Here is a 21,299-nt window from a genome sequence, read left to right as displayed (position 1 = left end):
GGTTCAGGCGACCCCTATCGCCACGATCTGATTGAGGAAGCCTAACACGAGATCGTTAAAGCCATCCGGTTCGGTCACGTTACAGCCATGGCCGCCGCGCGGCATCGCAGAGAAGGTGGCGCCTTTCACCCCTGCGGCCAGCCGCGCCCCGGCGGGGAAGGGGACGAGCATGTCGTCTTCGGCCGAGATCACCAGCAGCGGCACATCGATATCGCCCAGCCGGTCGGCGATATCGAAGGCGCCGAGCGCGGCGATACGACGCTCGACCGTCTCGCGTCCCGGAAAGCTCGCAATATGATGCGCGGCTTCGTCATCGAGCCGGGCGAGATGCGCGCTGATCCAGGGCGCAGGGTAAAGGAACAGCGGCTGCGCGCGGACATAGGCCGCGACGCCGCTGTCCCTGAGCAGCGTCAGCCGCGTCTCGAAGCAGCGCAGGAAATGGGGATCGGGGCTCGCCCAGCCATTGACGACGACCAGCCGGCCGATCCGCTCGGGCGCTCTCAGCGCCATCGCCAGCCCGGCGATCCCGCCCGCCGCATGGCCGATCACATCGGCGCGCGCGATGCCCAGCCCGTCGAGCACCGCCACCATATCGTCGGCCATCGCCTCGACCGAGGCATCGGGCAGCCCGCGGTCGCTCCGCGCCGTGCCGCGATGGTCGTAGAGGATGACGCGTCGGGTCTTCGCGAAGCTTTCGAGCTGCGGCGTCCAATAGGCGCCCGATCCGCCCAGCCCCGGCGACAGCAGCAGCGGTGGCGCATCGGCCGGGCCATGCTGCTCGACATGAAGGCCGGCAATCGTCACCACGTCCGTCACGCGTCGATATGCGCCACGCTGGCGATCTCGACCAGGCAATCGGGCTTCACCAACTCGCATTTGACGCAATAGCGCGCCGGCTTGTCGCCCGGGAAATACGCCGCATAGACCGTATTGAAGGCGGCATAATCGGCCAGATCCTTCAGGAAGATATGGTTCATCGCGATATCCGCCATGGTCGCGCCGGCGGCTTCCAATGTGGTCTTGATCGTTTCCAGCACATGGCGGGTCTGCGCCGCCGCGTCACCGACATGAAGCACGATGCCGCCTTCGCCGAGTGCGAGTACGCCCGAGACATAGACGGTATTGCCGGCCTTGGCCGCCGCCGAATAGGGCGCGATGGGTTTCGGGAATTGCGGCGGATTGATCGGTTCGAACGGCATGCTCTACTCCCTGAGTGCCTGGCTGGGCGACTGGCCGAATGCGCCGCAGAAATCGGCGACGGTCGAGACCCAGCCGAAGAATTTCTCGACATTGTAGAGCGTCGCCTGCTGCATCGCCTCAGGCCCCAGATGATGCGTCGCATCCTCCAGCATCACGCCGAAATATTCGAGGTGGAAGCCGTCGCGCAGCGTGCTTTCGACGCAGACATTGGATGCGATGCCGACAAAGACGATGTTGCGGATGCCGCGTGCGCGCAGCGTGGAATCGAGCTGCGAGTTGAAAAACGCCGAATAGCGCGTCTTGTGAAGCGAAATGTCGCCCGGCCGGGGCTTGAGCGCATCGACCAGTTCATAATCCCAGCCACCGCGCGCCAGCAATTGCCCGGACAATTCGGGCCGCGCGCGCATCGTCTTCAAGGCATTGGATTTGTGCCAATTGGGGGAGCCGGGGCCGCCCGCCTCGGCATAATCGGGATCCCAGCCATTCTGGAGGAAGATCACCTGCACGCCCGCATTCCGGGCGGTGTCGAGCACCGTCGCGATCTTGCCGATCACCCCGGCAGCGCCCGAAATGTCGAAGCCCGCCAGGTCGACATAGCCGCCGGGCGAGGCATAGGCATTCTGCATGTCGATGACGACGACCGCGGTTTCGGCGGGCGAGAGCCGTAATGCTTCCGGCCGCGCGGGCAGGGTGAGCGCTGTGGCGTCTCCCTTCCTGGCCGTTTCGACAACCGTCACGCATCACTCCCTGTTGCCTGTCTGAAGTCTCCGTCGCCGCGCGAGCCGCGTCAATCCCCGAGTCGGGCCGCGATATCGTCGAGCAGACGCGATGCGCCGATGCGGAAGGGGGCGGGGGAGAGCCAGGCTTCACCCAGCATCGCGCGGACAAGCGCGATCCATTCCAGCGCCTGGTTTGCCGTGGCGATACCGCCCGCCGCCTTGAATCCGACGCTCTCGCCGGTTGCGCGATGCCAGTCGCCAATCGCGGAGAGCATCGCCGCACCAGCCGGCAGCGTGGCATTGACGGCTTCGAAGCCTGTCGATGTCTTGATGAAATCGGCACCCGCCGCGATGCAGACAAAGGCGGCGCGCGCGATCATCGTCGCGTCGGTGAGTTCGCCGGTGGCCAGGATCGCCTTCATATGGGCGGGGCCGCAGGCGGCGCGGAACGCCGCCACCTCGGCGTGAAGCGCCTGCCAGTCGCCGGTCAGCGCATGGCCGCGCCGGATGACGATATCGATTTCGGTGGCGCCGCTCGCCACCGCGGCCTCGATCTCGGCGATGCGCGTCGCGAGCGGTGACAGGCCGTGGGGAAAGCCCGCCGCGACCGATGCGATCGCAATGCCGCTGCCGGCAAGTGCGTCGACGGCTATGGGCACCATCACGGGATGGACGCAGACCGCGGCGACGTGTGTCGCGATGGCGCGTTCGCAGAGCGCGCGGACGCGCGGTTCGGTATCGTCGCCACGCAGCGTGGTGAGGTCGATGCACGAGACCGCCAGGCGCAGATCGGCGTCCGCATCCGATGCTGGCCGAATTGCCGCGACCGCCGTTTCGACCGCGACGGGCTCAACCCGGATCGCGGCGACGGCGGCGGCGTCGAACGGCCGCGTCACGCGAATCACGGCGTGATCAGCATGCCCGCCAGCGCCGCGCTCATCAGATTGGCGAGGCTGCCCGCGATCAGCGCCTTGATGCCGAGCCGGGCGATCATCGGGCGCTGATTGGGGGCAAGATTGCCGGTGACCGCCATCTGGATCGCGATCGAGCTGAAATTCGCGAAACCACACAGGGCGAAGGTGACGATCGCGACGGTCAGCGGCGAGAGCTGTGCCTGGGTGGCGCCGAGATGGATGAAAGCGACGAATTCGTTGAGCACGATCTTTTCGCCGAACAGGCCGCCGGCGGCGAGCGCTTCGTGCCATGGCACGTTGAGCAGGAACATGACGGGGGCGAAGATATAGCCGAGCAGCATCTGGAAGCTGAGTTCGGGATGGCCGAACAGGCCGCCGATCCCGCCCAATATGCCGTTGGCGAGCGCGACCAGCGCGACGAAGGCGAGCACCATCGCACCCACCGCGACCGCCAGCTTGACGCCGGTCTGCGCGCCCTGTGCCGCGGCCATGATGATGTTGGCGGGGCGTTCCTCGTCATGGATCGAATCGACGAAATCGATCGGCTCGATATCGGCGTCGGCCGGATTGTCGGGCATGATGATCTTGGCCATCAGGATTCCGCCCGGCGCCGACATGAAGCTGGCGGCGAGCAGATAGTCGATCCGGATCCCCATCGCGGCATAGGCGGCCAGGATCGTGCCGGCGACGCCGGCCATGCCCGATGCCATGACGGTGAAGAGCTGGGCGGGGGTGAGGCTCGCCAGATAGGGGCGGATGACGAGCGGGGATTCGCTCTGGCCGACGAAGATGTTGGCGGCCGCGCAGAGCGATTCGACCTTGGAGATGCCGATCACCTTGCGGATACCGCCGCCGATCCACTTCACGACGAACTGCATGACGTTCAGATAATAAAGGATCGAGATCAGAGCCGCGAAGAAGATGATCACCGGCAGCGCCGCGATCGCGAAGCTGTTGCCGCCGATTTCCGGGGACGCGAGCGGGCCGAAGATGAAATTGGTGCCTTCCCTGGAATAGCCCAGCAGATGCGACACGCCGTTCGACAATGCGCTGATCAGTGCGCGGCCGGCCGGCACATAGAGCACGAGCACCGCGATCGCCGCCTGGAGTACAAAGGCTGCGCCGACCACGCGCAGGCGGATATGGCGGCGGTTCGAGGACAATGCGACGGCAATGGCAAGGATGACGGCGATGCCGGCAATGCCGATCAGGAATCTGGTCATGCGGTGAAATGGTCCCCCAAGGCGGGCATATATGCCCTGCATCTCTCCGCTGTTGTTTGCCGATATGCGAAGAAACGCAAGGGCTTCGACGGCGGGTGCGATCGGTACGCTGCCGTCCCAATCCGGCACGCCATGCAGTTAACCTCATTTAACGCTTTTCAAAGGTAAACACTTCGTTAACTTTCGCGGCATGGAACCCGCGATCGCATTCGCCAACGACGTTGCCGGCCACCCGATTCGCCGCGGTTTTCCGCCGCCCGCGATCATCGCGCCGTCGCGCATCGGCGACGATATCCGGCTGTTCCTGATGACCTATGCCGCCGGGTTCGTGGTGATCTACGGGTTGATCGCCTAGGGCCTGATCCATCAGGATCGAAACCCTCCGCCCGTCATTCCGGCTTTCGCGGGAATGACGATTGATGTGAACGCGCCGGGGCCCCTCAGATCGCTTCACCCGCGGCGCGGGCGCGCTCGGTGCGGCTGGCTTCGGCGGCGGGCAGCAGGCGATAAGCCATGATCGCGGCGACCAGCCCGAGCGGTACGGTGGCCAGCAGTGAGAGCATGCCGACCGCCAGATCCCCGGTGAGTGTCGAGACATAGCCGGCGAGATAGGGGCCGAGCCCCAGGCCGAGCAATGTCGTGCCGATGAAGAAGGTCGCGGTCGCGGTGCCGCGCATGCGCGGCAGCACCAGATCCTGCGTCGTTGCGGCCGCGGCGCCGAGCGCCGCGCTTGCCAGCGCCTGGGTTGGCAGGATGATCGCATAGAAGATGGGCAGGCTCTCCGCCGTGAAGCCGAGGATCATCAAGGGCACCGGCGCGATCGCGCTGAAGATCACCACCGCGATGCGGCCTGCCGGATTGGTCCGGCGCAGCCGGTCGGCCATGCGCCCGCCGATGACCACGCCCAGAAAACCGCCGAGTGCGCCCGATCCACCGATGAGGAACCCGGCCTGATCGGCCGGCGCGTCGAGAACGCGCATCGCATAGGGCGCCGCCCAGAAGCTCATCGCATATGCGATAAAGGCATTGAGGCCATAGGCGACGACGGTGAGTATGAAGGCCGGCGTGCCGACGATCAGCCGGAATGTCGGCAGGTCGCGCGCCTTGAGCGCGCTCGCCCAGCTGAACACGGCGTAGACGCCCAGGCCGATCGCGCCCCATTGCTGCCAGCTCGTGGTCAGCACCGCGAGCCGCCAGGCGATCACACCGACCAGGAGCGCGGCAGCGAGATTGATCGCGAAGGCCCGGACGCCGCGCGACGCGGCATAGATCAGCGTCAGCGGCGGTACGATCGTCATCAGTTCGGCCAGGAAATCGCGGAACGGATGTGCGGCGGGCGGTGTGATCGTGCCTTCGATCAGGCCGCGCACCGGTTCGCGCAGCGTCGAAACCCATAGCGCGACGAGCAGCCCGGGCAGCCCGACTGCCAGGAATGCTGCCTGCCAGCCCACCAGACCCATCGGCCCGCCATCGGGAAAGGCGATGTTCCAGTTCTTGACGATGAACCCGCCGATGAACAACGACAGCCCGCCGCCGAGATAAAGGCCGGCCGAATAGATGGCGAGCGCGGTGGCGCGCTTCTCGCGCGGGAAGGAATCGGAGATCAGCGAATAGGCCGACGGGCTCGCCGTCGCCTCGCCGATGCCCACGCCGATCCGGGCTCCGGCCAGTTGCAGGCCGCTGCGCGCAAAGCCCGACAGCGCGGTCATCGTCGACCACAAGGCAAGACCCGCGGTCATCAGCCGGACGCGATGCCATTTGTCGGCGAGCCGGCCGAGCGGAATGCCGAACAGCGAATAGAAGACGCCGAAGGCGGTGCCGTAGAGGAAGCCGAGATCGGCATCGGTGAGATTGAGATCGCGTTTGATGTCTTCGGCCAGGATGCTCAGGATCTGCCGGTCGATGAAATTGAGCATGTAGACGAGCACGAGAACGCTGAGCATGTACCAGGCGTAGCGCTCGCTCGGCGGGGCGGGCTGGCCGGTCTGACTGTCCTGCGTCTCCGTCACCGCCATCCCCCCGATTGTTCTTGTCTTGGTACAGGGCTAGCAGAGCACCGCAGAAAGGGAAGTCATTGACCGTTCGCGTGCTGTTCGTCTGCCTGGGCAATATCTGCCGCTCGCCATTGGCCGAGGCCGCTTTCCGTGTCGAAGCGGCGCGGATCGGGCTCGATGCCGAGGCGGATTCGGCGGGGACGGGGGATTGGCATATCGGCCACCCGCCCGATCGGCGGGCGCAGGCTGCGGCTCTGCGCAACGGCGTCGATATCTCCGGCCTGCGCGCGCGACAGGTCTCCGCCGCGGACTTCGATCATTTCGATCATGTGATCGCGCTCGACGACAGCAATCTGCGCGACCTGCGACGGCTGCGTCCGGCACATGCCCGTGCCGCGCTGAGCCTGATGCTCGATCATGCGCCGGGCCGCTGCGGCCAGGCCGTCGCCGATCCCTATTATGGCGACGATGCCGGTTTCGACGTCACCTGGGCCGATGTGACGGCGGGCGCGAAAGGGTTGGCGGCGCTGATCGCGCGCGGCGGGTAAGGCCGGAACCACACGCCTTCGTTTGGGCTGAAAACCGGCCGCAAGCTAGCCCCCATTCTTTGGTATTTATCCCGCTGAGAGGCATGCTGAACTCGTTTCAGTATCCATGCCACAACTCGTATTATCGCGCCCGTTTGGGCATGGACCCTGAAACAAGCTCAAGGTGACGGACGGGGCGGTTGGTCACCCACGAGCTCAGCCCAAACCGCCGGGACGCCGAAGCCTCACCTCAGCACATAACGCTCGATCAGGTCGTAGCGCGCGCCTTCGCCGCCCAATGTGGATTCGAACAGGCCGAAATGGGTGACGGCGAAGGGCTCGCTCGACAATCCGCCATGGAGCGTCGCGAAACCCGACAGATCGTCGGTGCCGCGGGTGAAGCGGGCCAGGGTGATATGTGGCTGAAAGGCGCGTTCCTCGGCGTCCAGCCCGATGCGGACCATGGCCTGGTCGATCTTGCGATGAAGGGCCGCGACCTCGTCGTGCGGATGGACGCCGGCCCACAGCGTGTTGATCCGTCCCTTGCGGTCGAATGTCCCGACGCCCGACAATGCGAGGTCGAAGGGCGGGTGATAGACCCCGCCAAGCGCGGCGGCGATGTCGGCGGCGACATGGCGATCGACCTTTCCGATGAAGCGCAGGGTCAGGTGAAGCTGGTCGTCATCCTGCCAGCGCGCGCCCGGAACGCCGCCCATGCAGGCAAGAAGCTGGGCGCGGATCGCGGCGGGGGGACGGAGCGCGACGAAGAGTCTGTGCACGGCGAATTGTTTCCAAATGTTTCTGGATCGGTTGCGAATTCCGGTTTTCCTTGAATCGCGGCGCGATTGCCACGATATTCAGGCTATCCGGCAAAATTGCCGGCCAAAGGAGATGTATTTCAATGGCTGACTGGTCTGATCCCCGGGCGACCGCCGCGCCTTTCCCGTCACAGGCGGGTGCGCGCGATGCCGCATATGATGCGGGTCTGCGGTCGTACATGCTTTCCGTCTACAACTATATGGCGTCGGGTGTCCTGCTGACGGGCATCGTCGCTTTGCTGTTCTCGCGCGGCGGGCTCGAATCGCCGGCCGCGACGATCATCCTGTCCGGCGGTCTGCTGGCCTGGATCATCATGCTCGCCCCTCTGGGCTTCGTGATGGTGCTGAGCTTCGGCATCAACCGTCTTTCGACGGGGGCCGCGCAGGCGCTGTTCTGGGCGTTCGCGGTGGTGATGGGCCTTTCCATGTCCACCATCTTCCTGCGCTTCACCGGTGAATCGATCGCCACGACCTTCTTCGCGACCACGGCCGCTTTCGCTGGCCTCAGCCTGTTCGGCTATACGACGAAGAAGGATCTGAGCGGCTTCGGCACGTTCCTGATCATGGGCGTGGTCGGCATCCTGGTCGCGTCGATCATCAACCTGTTCCTGCAGTCGAGCGTGATGTCGCTGGTGATCAGCATCGTCGGCGTGCTGCTGTTCGCGGGCCTCACCGCCTATGACACGCAGCGGATCAAGAGCATGTATGCTTATGTCGCGGGCACGGACATGATGGGCAAGACCGTGATCATGGGCGCGCTGTCGCTCTATCTCGACTTCGTCAACATGTTCACGTTCCTGCTCAACCTGATGGGCAGCCGCGACTGATCGCGGCGGCTACAGGCCGACACAGAAGGGCCCGGCGGAGCGATCCGCCGGGCCCTTTCTTTTTCTGCTCAGCAGGAACGGCGTCGATCAGGCCCGTTTCGGCATCAGCGCATCATCCTTCTCCGTCGCGCGCCGATAGGCCGGCCGGGCGTGAAGGCGATCGACATAGGCCTCGAAGGCGGGCCGCCTGGGCAGCGTACCGAACTGGAGACCCCAGCCGAGCTGCGATCCGACATAGACGTCGGCGGCGGTGAAACCGTCGCCGGCAACATACTCGCGGCCAGAGACCGCCTGTTCCAGCACATCGACCATCTGGTCGAAACTGCCATAGCCGACCATGCGGCCCTGCTCGGCGGTCGGCGTCATGCCCATCGCCTTGTTGGTCACGGCCTGCTCGACCGGGCCGGCGGCGTAGAAGAGCCAGCGATAATAATCGGCGCGATCGTCGGCCGGCGGCGCGAGTCCGGCTTCGGGAAAGGCGTCGGCCAGATAGGCGCAGATCGCGGCGCATTCGGTGACGATCTTGTCGCCATGCCGGATCGCGGGAACCTTGCCCATCGGATTGATGGACAGATAGGGCTGCTGCTTCATCGTCGTGGCATAGTCGAGCAGCTGCGTCTCATAGGGCGCACCGATCTCCTCCAGCATCCAGCGGGCGATCCGTCCGCGCGACATCGGATTGGTGTAGAAAGTCAGGTCGGTCACATCGCTCTCCCTCGCGATCTCATCGGCAGCGGAGATTAGCGCCTTGGCTGCGGTTGGGCGAGGCCCTGTGCCTCCGGTTATGTCGGCGATATCAAGGTTTTTCCGATCGTCACCCTGAACTCGTTTCAGGGTCCATGCCGAAATGGGCGCGATGGTGCGGTTTGCGGCATGGATGCTGAAACGAGTTCAGCATGACGATGGAGTATTCCTGGTCCGGCGATAGACACCCCATGTTTCACGATTGTCACGCGATTGTCGCGCTTCCGTCACGGACGATACGCCGCGCCGTCATTCCCCGCCGCTAACGACGCCGCAGCGCCCCAGCGCTTTCGATTCATTGCTTTCTCATTAGGGGGACATCCTAAATGTCGCATCTCACGGACGAAGCGCGCGCACCTTATCGCGACGCTGACGGCACGATCACCGTTCCCGGCCAGTCGCTCGAAGAACTGGTCGCCGCCAATCCCGCCCGCCGCTCGATCCTCAAGAGCTTCGGCCTGATCTCGGCGCTCGGCCTCGCTGGCGGCCTCGCCGCATGCTCGGACGACGACACGCCGACTCCCACGCCGACACCAACCCCCACGCCGACGCCGACCCCCACGCCGACCCCGGTCAGCTATGCGGTCGATTTCACGCCCGTCGCGGCGAACCAGGACGACAAGGTCACCGTCCCGACCGGCTATGTCGCGGAAGTCCTGTTCTCCGCGGGCGACGCAGTCGTCCCCGGCGCGACCGCCTGGTCGGCCGGCACGTTCCTGGATTCGGCTGCGGCCGAGAAGGTCGCCGGCGGCAACCATGACGGCATGCATCTTTTCGAGCATCCGACGCTCACCGCCAACCAGGGCGGTCTGCTCGTGATCAACCACGAGCTGCCCGACTACAACATCCTGTTCGCCAGCAAGTCGTACAATGCCGCGACCGCGACGGCCGAGCAGAAGAAGATCGCGCTTTCGGCGGTCGGTGTTTCGGTGATCGAGATCACCAAGGCCAGCGACGGCAAATGGTCGGTCAACAAGGCCTCGACCTACAATAAGCGCTACACCGGCAACAGCATCTACCGCGTCGGTGGTCCCGCCGCGGGCATCGTCGGCACCAGTGTCGTCGGCACGCTCAATAACTGCGCAAGCGGCGCCACGCCCTGGGGAACCTACCTGACCTGCGAAGAGACGACGGACAATTATCTTGATCCGACCCGTCCCGCCGTGGGTTATGGCTGGGTGGTCGAGATCGATCCGCGGGGCGAACTGACCGAACCGACCAAGCGCACCGCGATGGGCCGTTTCGATCACGAGAATGTCGCCTACATGACCGACACGGGCAACCGCGTTGCATTCTATATGGGTGACGACGGCACGCCCGGCTGCATATACAAGTTCATCCCCAGCCGCGCCTATTCGCCGACCAATCGCGCAGCGAACACCGATCTCCTCGACAGCGGCACCCTCTATGTCGCCAGGTTCAAGGCCGATGGCACGGGCGACTGGATTGAATTGACCCAGGGCAAGAACGGGCTGGTCAATGGCGCAGTCGATCCGGGCAATGTCTCGCAGGGGCCGCAGACTCCGGCGACTGTGAATTTTGCCACCCAGGCCGATGTCCTGATCAACACCAAGGTGGCCGCGCGCGTCGCCGGCGCCACGGTCATGGATCGTCCCGAGTGGATCACGGTCGCACCCGACAAGTCGATCTTCTGCACGCTCACCAACAATTCGGGCCGCCGCGTCGTCGACGCCGCGAACCCGCGCGTCACCAACCTCCACGGCCATATCGTCAAGTGGAAGGAAAACGGGGATTCGCCGCTGGCGACCAGCTTTACCTGGAGCATCTTCCTTTTGGCGGGCGATCCGTCGCTGGCGAGCGGCGGCGACAATCTGGTCGGCAATATCGTCGGTGATACCTTCTCCAGCCCCGACGGCATCCGCGTCGATCCGCAGGGCCGCCTTTGGGTGCAGACCGATCACTCGGTTCCCGGCAATTCCGGTGTCGCGGGCAAGACCATCGACGGCACGTTCGGCTATAACGCGATGTTCTACATCGATCAGACCAGCAAGCGTTCGCGTCGCTTCCTGGTGGGGCCGATGGGCAATGAGATCACGGGTATCGCCTATTCGCCCGACCTGACCACCTTCTTCATCAACGTCCAGCACCCCACGGGGAACTGGCCGGAAGCAGGCAAGGAGCCGCGTTCTTCGACCGTCGTCATCCGCCGTACCGACGGAAAGCCGGTCGGCGCCTGACATGTACCGGTGACGTAACAGGGGGCGGGGGCGGCGCGTATATGCCGCCCCCGTATTCCCGTCGCCGCCATTTGCGTAGATATCCCGGTGGAACGCATGACCGGGAGTGACTCGTGACACCATTGGATTCGGGCCAGCTCTGGGTGATGCGCATCCATGGCGCCATTGCCGCGGCGGTTCTGATCGCACTGGCGCTTGCCGCCGAACTCGTGGTCGCGACGATACCCGAAGACCTGCCGCCGAGCGGCCTGATCGCGGGCCTTGTCGTCCTCGCGCTCATCTATCCCTGCCTGATCTCACCCGGCCGCCGTTACCGCGCTTGGGGGTATCGCATCGAATCCGACGAGCTTCATATCGGCCATGGCGTGCTGACCAGGGTCTTCACGGTCGTGCCCTTCGTCCGTGTCCAGCATATCGACGTGGCGCAGGGGCCGATCGAGCGTGTCTTCGGTGTCAGCCGGCTGATGCTGCACACGGCGGGAACCGAGCACAGCCTGGTGGTATTGCCTGGGCTGGATGCGGAGACCGCGGAACGGCTGCGCGACGATATCCGTGCCCGTATCCGCGCGGACGCGGCATGACGGAGCCTGTCGTCGCCGACCGGCGACTGCATCCCGGCACGATGGCATTGCGCCTGCTCAAGGCGCTTCCCCAGACATTGCTGATCTTTCCCGCGATCCTGACCATGGCATCGGACATCGGGTGGCGATATTTCCTGCCGGTCGCGGCCGTGAGCGTCGCGCTGTCGGGCCTGGCGCGATGGATTGGATGGCGATGCTTCCGCTATGGGATCGGGCCGGGCGAACTCGTCATCGAACAGGGCCTGATCCAGCGCAGCCGCCGCACCATCCCCTTCGATCGGATCCAGGACGTCGATTTCGAGCAGGGGCCGCTTCATCGTATCTTCGGCCTGGTCCGGCTGCGCTTCGAAACCGGCGGGCAGGGGGCCGACGAAGGCGTTCTCGACAGCGTGACGGTCGCCGAGGCCGAACGGCTTCGTGCGGCGGTGCGCGGAGCACCGCGCGATGCGGTGCCGGACGCAGTTGGCACCGATGCGGTCGCGACGCCGCTCTTCGCCATGCCGATCGAACGCGTGATCCTGTCCGGCCTGTTCAATTTCTCGCTGCTGTGGATCGCCGGCATCTTCGCGCTGTTGCAGACCTTCTCGAATTGGCTGCCCTTCGATGTGCGCGATATCGGCGCCTGGATCGGGTTGGCGGAACGGAACCTGGCCGGGCGTGTGACAGTGGGGGCGGTCGTCGGCGTGCTGCTGCTCGCGGTGGTGCTGGGGTTGGCGAGCGGCGTGGTGAACACGGTGACGCGCGATTTCGGCTTTCGGCTGACGCGCGAGCGCAAGGGGTTCCGCTGTGAACGGGGGTTGCTCACGCGCCGCGACGTGCTGATCCCGCGCGCGCGCATCCAGCTTGGCCTGCTCAGGTCCGGTCCGATCCGGCGCGCGGCCGGTTTCCAGGCGCTGACTTTCCAGACCCTGGGCATGGGCGAGGCGGATGGCGCCGGCGGATTGCAGGATGCCGCGCCCTTTGCCCGCATCGACGAGATCGCCGCGATCGTTGCCGAGACCGACGGGTTGCGGTTGCCCGCCGACGTCCCCCTCGCACGCGTGTCGCACCGTCATTTGTGGAAGGCAGCGTTGCCCACGGCGATCATCGCGTCGGCCCTCGTCGTCGCCGCGACGATATTCGATCCCCGGCTGATTCTCACCGGATTTGCCGTCCCGCCGCTCGTCGCGATCGCGATCGTCGAACGACGGAGCCATGGTTATGCGTTCGACCGCGAATTGCTGTTCGTACAGGCCGGGTATTGGCGGCGCGCGCTGTGGATCCTGCCGGTGGCGAATGTCCAGACGGTGGCGATGCGGCGGGGCTGGCTGCAGCGGCGGCTCGGTCTCGCGACGCTGGTTTTCGATACGGCCGGAGCTCCATCCGGTGGTGGAGCCGCGATCCACGACATCCGCGACGACCTTGGCGATGCGCTGCTTCTTGCCATGACGGAACGAAACCGTAACGGACGGGTTTGACGCCCATGAACGGCGGGGATCCGAAGCAATCGATCATCGAGGCTGGCAGGAATTGCTGGCGGGTCGCGCGCGCGGACCGTGCGGCGGTGATCGTCGATGCCTGCGATTATTTCCATGTCGCGCGGCAGGCGATGGAGAAGGCCAGGCACCGGATCCTCCTGATCGGATGGGATTTCGATGCGCGTATCCAGCTCGAGCGATCCGAGAACGGCAAGGACGGGCAGAGCCTGGGTGCGTTCCTGCTGGAGGTCGCGCAGCGCCGACCGGAGATCGCGATCGACATCCTCAAATGGGATGTCGGCGCGCTCAAGCAGCTTGGGCGCGGTGCGTCGCTGCTGATGCTGGGGCGCTGGGCGATGACGCCGCAGATCACCTTCAAATTCGACAGCGCGCATCCCACCGGCTGCAGCCATCATCAGAAGATCGTCGTGATCGACGACAGTTTCGCGGTGTGCGGCGGGATCGACATGACCGGCGATCGCTGGGACACGAGCGCGCATCGCGACGACGATCCCTGCCGGCGGCGGCCGGGCGGGCAGCCCTATGGCCCCTGGCACGACGTGACGATGGTGGTCGACGGCGCCGCGGCCAAGGCGCTGGCCGAACTGGGGCACGACCGCTGGCAGGTCGCGACCGGGGAGGATCTGCGACCGATCCCGCAGGACAATGATCCCTGGCCCGACGATCTGGTGCCGCAATTCCACAATGTCGATCTGGCGATCGCGCGGACGCGTGCCGAATATGGCGAGGTCGCCGAAGTCCGCGAGATCGAGGCATTGTGGCTCGACCTGATCGCCGATGCGAAGCGCTTCATCTATATCGAGAACCAGTATTTCACCTCGGGCAAGCTCGCCGCCGCCATCGCGCGACGGATGCAGGAGCCGCACCCGCCCGAGATCGTGATGATCAACCCGATCCGCGCCGATGGCTGGCTGGAGCAGAAGGCGATGGATGGCGCGCGGGTGAAGCTGGTGCGTGCGATCGGCGCGCTCGACACCAGCAATCGCCTGCGCATCTACACGCCCAGGACCGCGGGCGGCGAGGACATCTACGTCCATGCCAAGGTGATGATCGTCGACGATCGCGTGCTGCGGGTCGGATCCTCCAACATGAACAATCGGTCGCTGGGGCTGGACAGCGAGTGCGACATGGCGCTCGATTGCCGGACGGCGGGCAATGAGGCGTGCGCGGCCGCGATCGCGGCATTGCGGACCAGGCTGATGGCCGAACATCTCGGCATCGAGGAAAAGGTGGTCGCGGCCAAGCTCGAAGAGACCGGCTCGTTGATCGAAACGATCGAGGTCCTGCGCGGCAGGGGCAAGACCCTGGTCCCGCTGATCCTCGAGGAACCCGACGCGGTGGAGGACTTCATCGCGGAAAACGAACTGCTCGATCCTGAGCGTCCCGACGAGATGTTCGAGACGCCGGGCAAGCGCGGGCTGTTCAGGCGTTGGCGGCGGCGGGCGCTGCGGTGATCATCTCACGCTTCGGGCGGCTTATGGCTGGTCCGTGGCCATCGGAATCGGCTTCGCCTTGGGACGGGGCGCGATCGGTGCCGCGTCGTCCTGTGGCTCGGGCGCCGGCCGCAGCAGCGCCGTGCGCAGATCCTGCAGGCTGACGCGTTCCTTGCCGGTGCGTGGCGCGCGCGTCTCCTGCGCAGTGACGGTGCGCGTCTTCATACAGTCGCGCTTGTCGGCGCGATTGAATTCGTCGCAATTCCACAGCGATTTCTCGAAGCCGCTCTTGCGATCGCGCAGGTAGCTGAACGACATGCCGGCCAGCGCGGCCGGATCGACCGGGAAGCTGCGCGGGGTTTCGGCGATTTCGGCCCAGCCCATCACCTTGCAGTGATCGAGCGTGCCGCAGGCGGCAAGCGCGAGGCTGGGAAAGCTGTCGGGTGATGCCTTGCGGCCAAAGGGCACGATGAAGCTGTCGCCTTCGCGCACGATCGTCTTGTCGTAGCGCGCGAGCAGGAGGGGATCGGCCAGCGCCTCGATCGGGGCAGCGATGCCATCGGCCATCAGTACCGCGCCGCCGCGATGCGCCTCGGATAGGCCGGCAAGTTGCCCCATTGCGGGTTCGCCGCCGGCATAGCGATCGTGGAAAGCGCCGGGCGTGCCCCACCAGCCCGTCCAGCGGAAGAACAGATGCGTGCCGACCGCGGTCACCTTGTCGAGGCTGGCGCTCCAATAGGGCACCACCCAGTCGGTGTGGTAATGGGTCGCATATCCGACCGACGTGTAGACATGGCCGCCGAGCATCTGCTGCGCGACCGCGCGTGCGCGCGTCCATGCCTCGGCAGAGGGAATGCGGCGCATCGCGCCGTCGCAGGTGAAGGTGAACTGGCACCCGGTCCGGCGTTCCGATCCCTGGAACACAACGCCGCAGATCGTCTTGGGAAAGGCGGGATGGCGGAGCCGGTTGAGCACGACCTGGATCACCGAGCGCTGACCGTCGGCATCGCCCGAGCCGGCTTCGTACAGCCCGACCGCCGCCAGGCAATCGACCGAGCGGGCATAGTCCGGAGAGGTCGGCGCCAGGAAGAAGGGGCGGGCGGCAGGATTGGGCGCGGTCGAGAAGGGGACTGCGGCGTTGATCGCGACCGCGTCCTGCGGCGCCACGGCCTTGAGCTCGAGCGGTTCCACGGGCGGCGGCGGTGTCGTCGGCCGTGCATAGCGTGCCGCTGCCTGGGGCGGCGCGACCGGATCGGTCCGCGCCACTATCCAGGCAGCCGCCAGCAGCCCCAGCGAGAGGACGAGCAGCATCGCCCGGCCGAGGATATCGGCCGTTGGCGCCACGGGCATCGGGGCGTCAGCGATGGCAGTCTGCATCAATATGGGGCTTCGCCTTCCGCCTCAGCTCTCGGGCAGGAAATCCGGCACCGAGAGATAGCGCTCGCCGGTGTCGTAATTGAAGCCAAGAACGCGGCTGCCCGCCGGGAGTTCCGCCAGCTTCTGCGCGATGGCGGCAAGCGTGGCGCCCGACGAGATGCCGACCAGCACGCCTTCCTCGCGCGCGGCGCGGCGCGCCATCTCCTTGGCATCGGCGGGATCGACCTGGATCACGCCGTCGATCGCCTGGGTGTGGAGATTGGCGGGGATGAAGCCCGCGCCGATGCCCTGGATCGGGTGAGGCCCCGGCTGGCCGCCGGAAATGACGGGGGAGAGGGTCGGTTCGACCGCATAGACCTTGAGCGCGGGCCAGTGGCGCTTCAGCTCCTCGGCGCAGCCCGTGATATGGCCGCCGGTGCCGACGCCGGTGACGAGCACGTCGATCGGCGCGTCGGCGAAGTCGCGCAGGATCTCGCGCGCGGTCGTGCGGACATGGACGTCGATATTGGCCGGATTCTCGAACTGCTGCGGCATCCAGGCGCCGGGTGTCTGGTCGACCAGTTCCATCGCGCGCTCGATTGCGCCCTTCATGCCCTTTTCCTTGGGAGTCAGGTCGAACGACGCGCCATAGGCGAGCATCAGGCGGCGGCGCTCGAGCGACATGCTCTCGGGCATGACGAGGACGAGCTTATAGCCTTTGACGGCCGCGACCATGGCCAGGCCGACGCCGGTATTGCCCGAAGTCGGCTCGACGATAGTACCGCCGGGCTGCAGGTCGCCCGACGCTTCGGCCGCCTCGATCATCGCGAGCGCGATGCGATCCTTGATCGAACCGCCCGGATTGGCACGCTCCGACTTGATCCACACCTCGGCATCGCCGAACAGGCGGCCGACGCGGACGTGCGGGGTGTTTCCGATCGTGTCGAGTATCGATGCGGCCTTCATGTCGCTGTCTCCTTCAAGGGTATCGTCTCAAGAGTCTTTGGCGGGGCAAAGGTCCGCGCAGCGCGCAGTTCGGGGAACCAGCGCGCCCAGAGCCCGGCCACCAATATGGCACCGATTCCGCCCGCGACAACCGCCGCGACGGGCCCGATCAGCGCGGCGAGGAATCCCGATTCGGCCTCACCCAATTCATTCGACCCCGAAACGAACAATGTCGAGACCGCGCCGACGCGCCCGCGCATATCGTCGGGCGTATAGATCTGGATCAGCGACTGCCGCACATAGACCGACAGCATGTCCGCGGCGCCGAGCACCACGAGCATGGCGAGCGAGAGCGTCATGTCGCGCGACATGCCGAAGGCGATGGTCGCCGCGCCGAAGATCGCGACGCCGATCAGCAGCTTGGTGCCGACATCCTGGCGCAGCGGCCGCCAGGCGAACCACAAGGCGACGAAAACCGCGCCCAGCGCCGGCGCCGCGCGCAAATGGCCGAGACCTTCGGCGCCGACATGCAAAATGTCGCGCGCATAGACCGGCAGCATGGCGGTGGCGCCGCCGAGCAGCACCGCGAACAGGTCGAGCGAGATCGCGCCGAGCACCAGCCGGTTGCGCCGCACATAGCGAAGCCCGTCCAGCATCTGCTGCCAGGGATTGGCGGTGCCCAGCATCGCGGTGCGCCGGATCGGCCGGATCGTCATCAGCGCGACGAACGCGATCGCGAACAGCCCGGCGCACACCGCATAGGGCAATGCATGATGCGCGGCATAGAGATAGCCGCCCATCGCCGGGCCGAACACCGATCCCGATTGCCAGGCCAGCGAACTCATCGCGATCGCGGCGGGCAGCGACGTGGCGGGGATCAGATTGGGAGCCAGCGCCTGGAGCGCGGGGCTGGCAAAGGCGCGGGCGACGCCGAGCAGCGCCGCGACGGCGAACAAAGCGGGCAGGGCGATCGCGTCGGTCCAGCTCAGCCAGCCCAGAGCGAGCGCGCAGCCCGCCTCGAGCGCGATCGATCCGCGGGCGATCCAGCGCCGGTCGATCTTGTCCGCCACCCAGCCGACGACCGGGGTCAGGATCAGCAGCGGCAGGAACTGGGCAACGCCGATCAGCCCGAGCTGGAGCGCGGCTTCCTTTGGCGTCATGCCGAGCTGGCTGCGCGACAGGTCATAAACCTGCCAGCCGATGACGATGACCATCGCCATCTGCGCCAGTGTCGACGTCAACCGCGCCACGAAATAGGCACGGAAATCGCGGAATGCGAAGGGGTGCGCTGGCTTCTCCACGCCCGCCTCCTAGAGCCTGATCGGTCTCGTTGGAAGCGCTTTGCGATTCCAACGGGAGCGTGAATCAGGCTCGAAGCCAATGTCCTGATCGGTCTCGTTGGAAGCGCTTTGCGATTCCGACGGGAGCGTGAATCAGGCGCCGAACGGCATCGCGATCAGGCCGGGCGGAGACCTTCGGTCAGCCCAGCGAAACCTCGGCTACCTTGTCCTTATAATCCTGTTTCGGATCGCCCAGGCCGAGCATCATTTTCGCCCCGGCGAACAGGCTGTTCTCGTCGAGCCAGATCTGGGCGCGCTCTGGATCGAGGCGAATGAGCTGAAGTTGGGGATCGTCCTTTCCGCCGGGAAACCAGGCGGCGACCCAGCGATTCCACAGCCGGTCGATCATGCCGCGATCGTCCTCGATGACGAGATCGCCGTGGATCGTCGCGAACAGATCATGTCCTTTCGATGTGAAATGCGCGATCGCGCGGTGACCCAGTTTCATTTCCTTCACCAGCATATTGTCCCGCGTGGTGAAGAACCAGATCGGGCTGCGTTCCGTATCCTCGTCGGTCAGTGCCGTCATCGGCTGGGCATGACCGTCGGCGATCCCGTCGAGCCCGAGCATCATCGTGCGATCGGATCGCAACGCCTTCCAGAAACGGGTTTCGAGTTCTTGCGGGCTGGTCATGACACGCTCCTGCATGGGGGTGGAGCAGGAACGGGCCGCATTGCCGCCGGGTTCCGATGTCAGGCGAAGAAGGTCGTCAGCCAGTAGAAGAGCGAACCGATCACCGCGGCCGCCGGCAGGGTCACGACCCAGGCGACGACGATGCTCGACGCGATGTTCCAGCGCACCGCCGACAGCCGCCGCGACGCGCCGACGCCGACGATCGCGCCGGTGATGGTGTGCGTCGTCGAAACCGGGATGCCGAAATGGGTGGCGGCGAACAGGGTGATCGCGCCGCCCGTTTCCGCGCAGAAACCCTGTGCCGGCGTCAGGCGCGTAATCTTCGATCCCATGGTGTGGACGATCTTCCATCCGCCGAACAGCGTGCCCATTCCCATCGCCGCCTGACACGAGATCACGACCCAGAAGGGAACGTGGAATTCGCCCTGAAGCATGCCCTGCGAATAGAGCAGCACCGCGATGATCCCCATCGTCTTCTGCGCGTCGTTGCCGCCATGGCCGAGCGAATAGAGCGATGCGGAAACGAGCTGGAGCTTGCGGAACCAGCGGTCGGCGGAAAGCGGGGTGAAGCGCACGAACAGCCAGGATGTGATCAGCACCAGCATCAAGGCCAGGAACAGGCCGATCGCCGGCGACATCACGATCGCGGCACTGGTCTTGAACACGCCACTCCACACCACGGCGGACAGCCCGGCCTTGGCGGTGCCCGCGCCGAGCAGGCCGCCGATCAGCGCATGGCTGCTGCTCGACGGGATGCCGAGCGCCCAGGTGATCAGATTCCAGCTGATCGCGCCCATCAGCGCGCCGAAAATCACCTGCGCGTCGATGATATTGGCCTGGACGATGCCCTTGCCGACGGTTTCGGCGACATGGAGGCCGAAGAAGAGAAAGGCGATGAAGTTGAAGAACGCCGCCCAGGCGACTGCATATTGCGGGCGCAGCACGCGGGTGGAGACGATGGTCGCGATCGAATTGGCGGCGTCGTGCAGCCCGTTGAGGAAATCGAACGCCAATGCGACGCCGATAAGCGCGATCAGCAAGGGAAAGGCGATATGTGCGGCGTCCATGTGCGGTCGTCGGCTCAGGCGTGATCGATCACGAGACCCTGGATCTCGTTCGCGACATCCTCGAACCGGTCGGTGACCTTTTCCAGATGGCTATAGATTTCGCGTCCGACGATGAAGGTCATCGGATTGCCGTTCTTGCCCGCCTTGAACAGCGCCTTGAGGCCGGCTTCGTGGATCTCGTCGGCATGGCCTTCCAGCTTCACCAGCCGCTCGGTCAGGTCGTGCAGGCGCGGGGCGTTGATGTTGAGCGATCGCAGCAGCGGCATCGCCTCGGCGGTGATCCGTGCGGCCTCGACGATGATCGCGCTCATATCCTGCATCTGCGGCGCGAATTCGGTCACTTCGAACAGCTGGATCGCCTTGGCGGTCTGGTTCATCTGGTCGATCGCATCGTCCATGACGCCGATCAGGTCGGTGATCGCGCTGCGGTCGAACGGCGTGACGAAGGTGCGCCGGACGTCCTGCAGCACGTCGCGGATGATGTCGTCCGCTTCATGTTCGCGGTCGAAGATCTCCTGACAATGGCGCGCCATGTCCGGCCCGCCCTTCAGCAGCTTGGCGAGCGCGTCGGCGCCCGCGACGAGCGTCGCCGCATGATCCTCGAACTGCTCGAAGAATCGGCCTTGCTTGGGCATCAATGCCTGGAACCAGCGCAGCATGGGTATCCTTTCCGCTCCCTGTTCGCGGAGCCATAATATTGCGCGATACAATGGGCCCGGGGCCGGTGGCGGCTCCCTGAAGGCCGCGATGATCGCCTTGAGATCGAGTTCGTCCACGGCCTCGGCGGCTTCGGACACCGAAAACCAGCGGGTTTCCCGTTCGTCCCGCTCGGGCCAGGTTTTGGACTGATCGGTGACGGCCAGCGGGAACACGTCCACCGTCGCCGTCCGCGCCGATCCGTCGCGCCGATTCTTGCGATATTGGTAACGGCCGAGCGGCGCGGGACAGGCGACGCCGGCAATGCCCGCTTCCTCGAACGCTTCCACCTCGGCGGCGCGGTGCGCGGCCAGGCCCTTGATCCGATTGCCCTTGGGAATCACCCAGCGCCGCGTCTCCCGCGACGTGATCAGCAGGATGCGCATCGCGCCGGTTTCGTCGGTCGAATAGGGAAGGGCGGCGATCTGCCGGATGGTCGGGCTCCTGTTGCTGTCACGAGCCTGTAGCGTAACTGTAATTAGATTGTCACAAATGATTGTCGGCCAAATCCACACCCGTCGCTCCAGCGAAAGGATCTCCTGAGCGAAGTCGAAGGGCTGGAGCCCATACGATCTGTCGGTTGCAGCGAAGTTGACGGCATGGCT

Annotated in this window: 21 protein-coding genes; 7 read left to right on the top strand and 14 right to left on the bottom strand. The window is 65.5% G+C overall.

What is annotated here, in order from left to right; all coding sequences use genetic code 11:
* Positions 1–3: 3 nt before the first annotated feature.
* From rutD to AC3WN8_RS12635, 5 genes are read right to left on the bottom strand one after another with little or no spacing between them, the layout of a single operon-like run.
* Positions 4–816: a pyrimidine utilization protein D gene (rutD, locus tag AC3WN8_RS12655; RefSeq protein ID WP_492669781.1), complete on the bottom strand. Its 813-nt coding sequence runs from the start codon at positions 814–816 to the stop codon at positions 4–6.
* Positions 813–1,199, bottom strand: coding sequence for a pyrimidine utilization protein C (gene rutC, locus AC3WN8_RS12650; RefSeq protein ID WP_492669780.1), 387 nt, complete (start codon positions 1,197–1,199; stop codon positions 813–815). The genes rutD and rutC overlap by 4 nt, the downstream gene beginning before the upstream one ends.
* A 3-nt stretch (positions 1,200–1,202) precedes the next feature.
* Positions 1,203–1,937 (bottom strand): pyrimidine utilization protein B, encoded by a 735-nt coding sequence (rutB, locus tag AC3WN8_RS12645; RefSeq protein WP_492669779.1) that lies wholly within the window; start codon positions 1,935–1,937, stop codon positions 1,203–1,205.
* Between the two features lie 50 nt (positions 1,938–1,987).
* The gene (gene deoC, locus AC3WN8_RS12640) at positions 1,988–2,824 is read right to left on the bottom strand and encodes a deoxyribose-phosphate aldolase (protein ID WP_492669778.1); all 837 of its coding nucleotides are present in this window, start codon (positions 2,822–2,824) and stop codon (positions 1,988–1,990) included.
* Positions 2,821–4,056: a NupC/NupG family nucleoside CNT transporter gene (locus tag AC3WN8_RS12635; RefSeq protein ID WP_492669777.1), complete on the bottom strand. Its 1,236-nt coding sequence runs from the start codon at positions 4,054–4,056 to the stop codon at positions 2,821–2,823. The genes deoC and AC3WN8_RS12635 overlap by 4 nt, the downstream gene beginning before the upstream one ends.
* Positions 4,057–4,246: 190 nt before the next feature.
* Between AC3WN8_RS12635 and AC3WN8_RS12630 the strand changes: the two genes are divergently transcribed.
* On the top strand, positions 4,247–4,411 hold the full coding sequence (locus AC3WN8_RS12630; protein ID WP_492669776.1) for a hypothetical protein: 165 nt from the start codon (positions 4,247–4,249) through the stop codon (positions 4,409–4,411).
* A gap of 85 nt (positions 4,412–4,496) precedes the next feature.
* Here the strand turns inward: AC3WN8_RS12630 and AC3WN8_RS12625 are convergent, their stop codons facing one another.
* Positions 4,497–6,071: a spinster family MFS transporter gene (locus AC3WN8_RS12625; RefSeq protein ID WP_492669775.1), complete on the bottom strand. Its 1,575-nt coding sequence runs from the start codon at positions 6,069–6,071 to the stop codon at positions 4,497–4,499.
* A 59-nt stretch (positions 6,072–6,130) separates the two neighbouring features.
* Between AC3WN8_RS12625 and AC3WN8_RS12620 the strand changes: the two genes are divergently transcribed.
* Positions 6,131–6,598: a low molecular weight protein-tyrosine-phosphatase gene (locus AC3WN8_RS12620; protein ID WP_492669774.1), complete on the top strand. Its 468-nt coding sequence runs from the start codon at positions 6,131–6,133 to the stop codon at positions 6,596–6,598.
* A 224-nt stretch (positions 6,599–6,822) separates the two neighbouring features.
* Here AC3WN8_RS12620 and thpR read toward each other — a convergent pair whose 3' ends face one another.
* On the bottom strand, positions 6,823–7,356 hold the full coding sequence (gene thpR / locus AC3WN8_RS12615) for an RNA 2',3'-cyclic phosphodiesterase (RefSeq protein WP_492669773.1): 534 nt from the start codon (positions 7,354–7,356) through the stop codon (positions 6,823–6,825).
* A gap of 122 nt (positions 7,357–7,478) precedes the next feature.
* Between thpR and AC3WN8_RS12610 the strand changes: the two genes are divergently transcribed.
* Complete coding sequence (locus AC3WN8_RS12610) at positions 7,479–8,222, top strand: Bax inhibitor-1/YccA family protein (protein ID WP_492669772.1); 744 nt, start codon at positions 7,479–7,481, stop codon at positions 8,220–8,222.
* Positions 8,223–8,309: 87 nt separating this feature from the next.
* Here the strand turns inward: AC3WN8_RS12610 and AC3WN8_RS12605 are convergent, their stop codons facing one another.
* On the bottom strand, positions 8,310–8,927 hold the full coding sequence (locus AC3WN8_RS12605; RefSeq protein WP_492669771.1) for a glutathione S-transferase family protein: 618 nt from the start codon (positions 8,925–8,927) through the stop codon (positions 8,310–8,312).
* A gap of 365 nt (positions 8,928–9,292) precedes the next feature.
* Here AC3WN8_RS12605 and AC3WN8_RS12600 point away from each other — a divergent pair, with 365 nt between their 5' ends.
* The 4 genes from AC3WN8_RS12600 (at position 9,293) to AC3WN8_RS12585 (ending at position 14,677) form a co-directional block, all read left to right on the top strand.
* Positions 9,293–11,164: a PhoX family protein gene (locus tag AC3WN8_RS12600; protein WP_492669770.1), complete on the top strand. Its 1,872-nt coding sequence runs from the start codon at positions 9,293–9,295 to the stop codon at positions 11,162–11,164.
* Positions 11,165–11,277: 113 nt separating this feature from the next.
* Positions 11,278–11,745: a PH domain-containing protein gene (locus AC3WN8_RS12595; RefSeq protein WP_492669769.1), complete on the top strand. Its 468-nt coding sequence runs from the start codon at positions 11,278–11,280 to the stop codon at positions 11,743–11,745.
* The gene (locus AC3WN8_RS12590) at positions 11,742–13,202 is read left to right on the top strand and encodes a PH domain-containing protein (protein ID WP_492669768.1); all 1,461 of its coding nucleotides are present in this window, start codon (positions 11,742–11,744) and stop codon (positions 13,200–13,202) included. Before AC3WN8_RS12595 ends, AC3WN8_RS12590 begins: the two co-directional genes overlap by 4 nt.
* Before the next feature lie 5 nt (positions 13,203–13,207).
* The gene (locus tag AC3WN8_RS12585) at positions 13,208–14,677 is read left to right on the top strand and encodes a phospholipase D-like domain-containing protein (RefSeq protein WP_492669767.1); all 1,470 of its coding nucleotides are present in this window, start codon (positions 13,208–13,210) and stop codon (positions 14,675–14,677) included.
* Positions 14,678–14,698: 21 nt separating this feature from the next.
* Here the strand turns inward: AC3WN8_RS12585 and AC3WN8_RS12580 are convergent, their stop codons facing one another.
* The 6 genes from AC3WN8_RS12580 to AC3WN8_RS12555 form a co-directional block, all read right to left on the bottom strand.
* Positions 14,699–16,033, bottom strand: coding sequence for a cell wall hydrolase (locus tag AC3WN8_RS12580; protein WP_492669766.1), 1,335 nt, complete (start codon positions 16,031–16,033; stop codon positions 14,699–14,701).
* A gap of 24 nt (positions 16,034–16,057) precedes the next feature.
* A complete protein-coding gene (cysK, locus tag AC3WN8_RS12575; RefSeq protein ID WP_492669765.1) occupies positions 16,058–16,978 on the bottom strand; it encodes a cysteine synthase A in 921 nt (306 codons plus the stop codon).
* Positions 16,975–18,258, bottom strand: coding sequence for an MFS transporter (locus AC3WN8_RS12570; RefSeq protein WP_492669764.1), 1,284 nt, complete (start codon positions 18,256–18,258; stop codon positions 16,975–16,977). Before AC3WN8_RS12570 ends, cysK begins: the two co-directional genes overlap by 4 nt.
* Positions 18,259–18,436: 178 nt before the next feature.
* Positions 18,437–18,931, bottom strand: a complete 495-nt coding sequence (locus AC3WN8_RS12565) for a pyridoxamine 5'-phosphate oxidase family protein (protein WP_492669763.1) — start codon at positions 18,929–18,931, stop codon at positions 18,437–18,439.
* 59 nt (positions 18,932–18,990) lie between these two features.
* On the bottom strand, positions 18,991–19,998 hold the full coding sequence (locus AC3WN8_RS12560) for an inorganic phosphate transporter (protein WP_492669762.1): 1,008 nt from the start codon (positions 19,996–19,998) through the stop codon (positions 18,991–18,993).
* Between the two features lie 14 nt (positions 19,999–20,012).
* Positions 20,013–21,128, bottom strand: coding sequence for a DUF47 family protein (locus AC3WN8_RS12555; protein WP_492669821.1), 1,116 nt, complete (start codon positions 21,126–21,128; stop codon positions 20,013–20,015).
* Positions 21,129–21,299: the final 171 nt, after the last annotated feature.

The sequence above is a fragment of the Sphingobium sp. FW305-3-2-15-F-TSA7 genome (genome assembly GCF_058787155.1).
The sequence above is the reverse complement of the archived record's forward strand: the minus strand, read 5'-3'. Positions and strand labels throughout refer to the sequence as shown.

Excerpts from the sequence above, each read along its gene's own strand:
- rutC (WP_492669780.1), bottom strand. The coding sequence starts at position 1,199 with ATGCCGTTCGAACCGATCAATCCGCCGCAATTCCCGAAACCCATCGCG.
- AC3WN8_RS12635 (WP_492669777.1), bottom strand. The coding sequence starts at position 4,056 with ATGACCAGATTCCTGATCGGCATTGCCGGCATCGCCGTCATCCTTGCC.
- AC3WN8_RS12630 (WP_492669776.1), top strand. The coding sequence starts at position 4,247 with ATGGAACCCGCGATCGCATTCGCCAACGACGTTGCCGGCCACCCGATT.
- AC3WN8_RS12625 (WP_492669775.1), bottom strand. The coding sequence starts at position 6,071 with ATGGCGGTGACGGAGACGCAGGACAGTCAGACCGGCCAGCCCGCCCCG.
- AC3WN8_RS12610 (WP_492669772.1), top strand. The coding sequence starts at position 7,479 with ATGGCTGACTGGTCTGATCCCCGGGCGACCGCCGCGCCTTTCCCGTCA.
- AC3WN8_RS12600 (WP_492669770.1), top strand. The coding sequence starts at position 9,293 with ATGTCGCATCTCACGGACGAAGCGCGCGCACCTTATCGCGACGCTGAC.
- AC3WN8_RS12590 (WP_492669768.1), top strand. The coding sequence starts at position 11,742 with ATGACGGAGCCTGTCGTCGCCGACCGGCGACTGCATCCCGGCACGATG.
- AC3WN8_RS12585 (WP_492669767.1), top strand. The coding sequence starts at position 13,208 with ATGAACGGCGGGGATCCGAAGCAATCGATCATCGAGGCTGGCAGGAAT.
- AC3WN8_RS12580 (WP_492669766.1), bottom strand. The coding sequence starts at position 16,033 with ATGCAGACTGCCATCGCTGACGCCCCGATGCCCGTGGCGCCAACGGCC.
- cysK (WP_492669765.1), bottom strand. The coding sequence starts at position 16,978 with ATGAAGGCCGCATCGATACTCGACACGATCGGAAACACCCCGCACGTC.
- AC3WN8_RS12565 (WP_492669763.1), bottom strand. The coding sequence starts at position 18,931 with ATGACCAGCCCGCAAGAACTCGAAACCCGTTTCTGGAAGGCGTTGCGA.
- AC3WN8_RS12560 (WP_492669762.1), bottom strand. The coding sequence starts at position 19,998 with ATGGACGCCGCACATATCGCCTTTCCCTTGCTGATCGCGCTTATCGGC.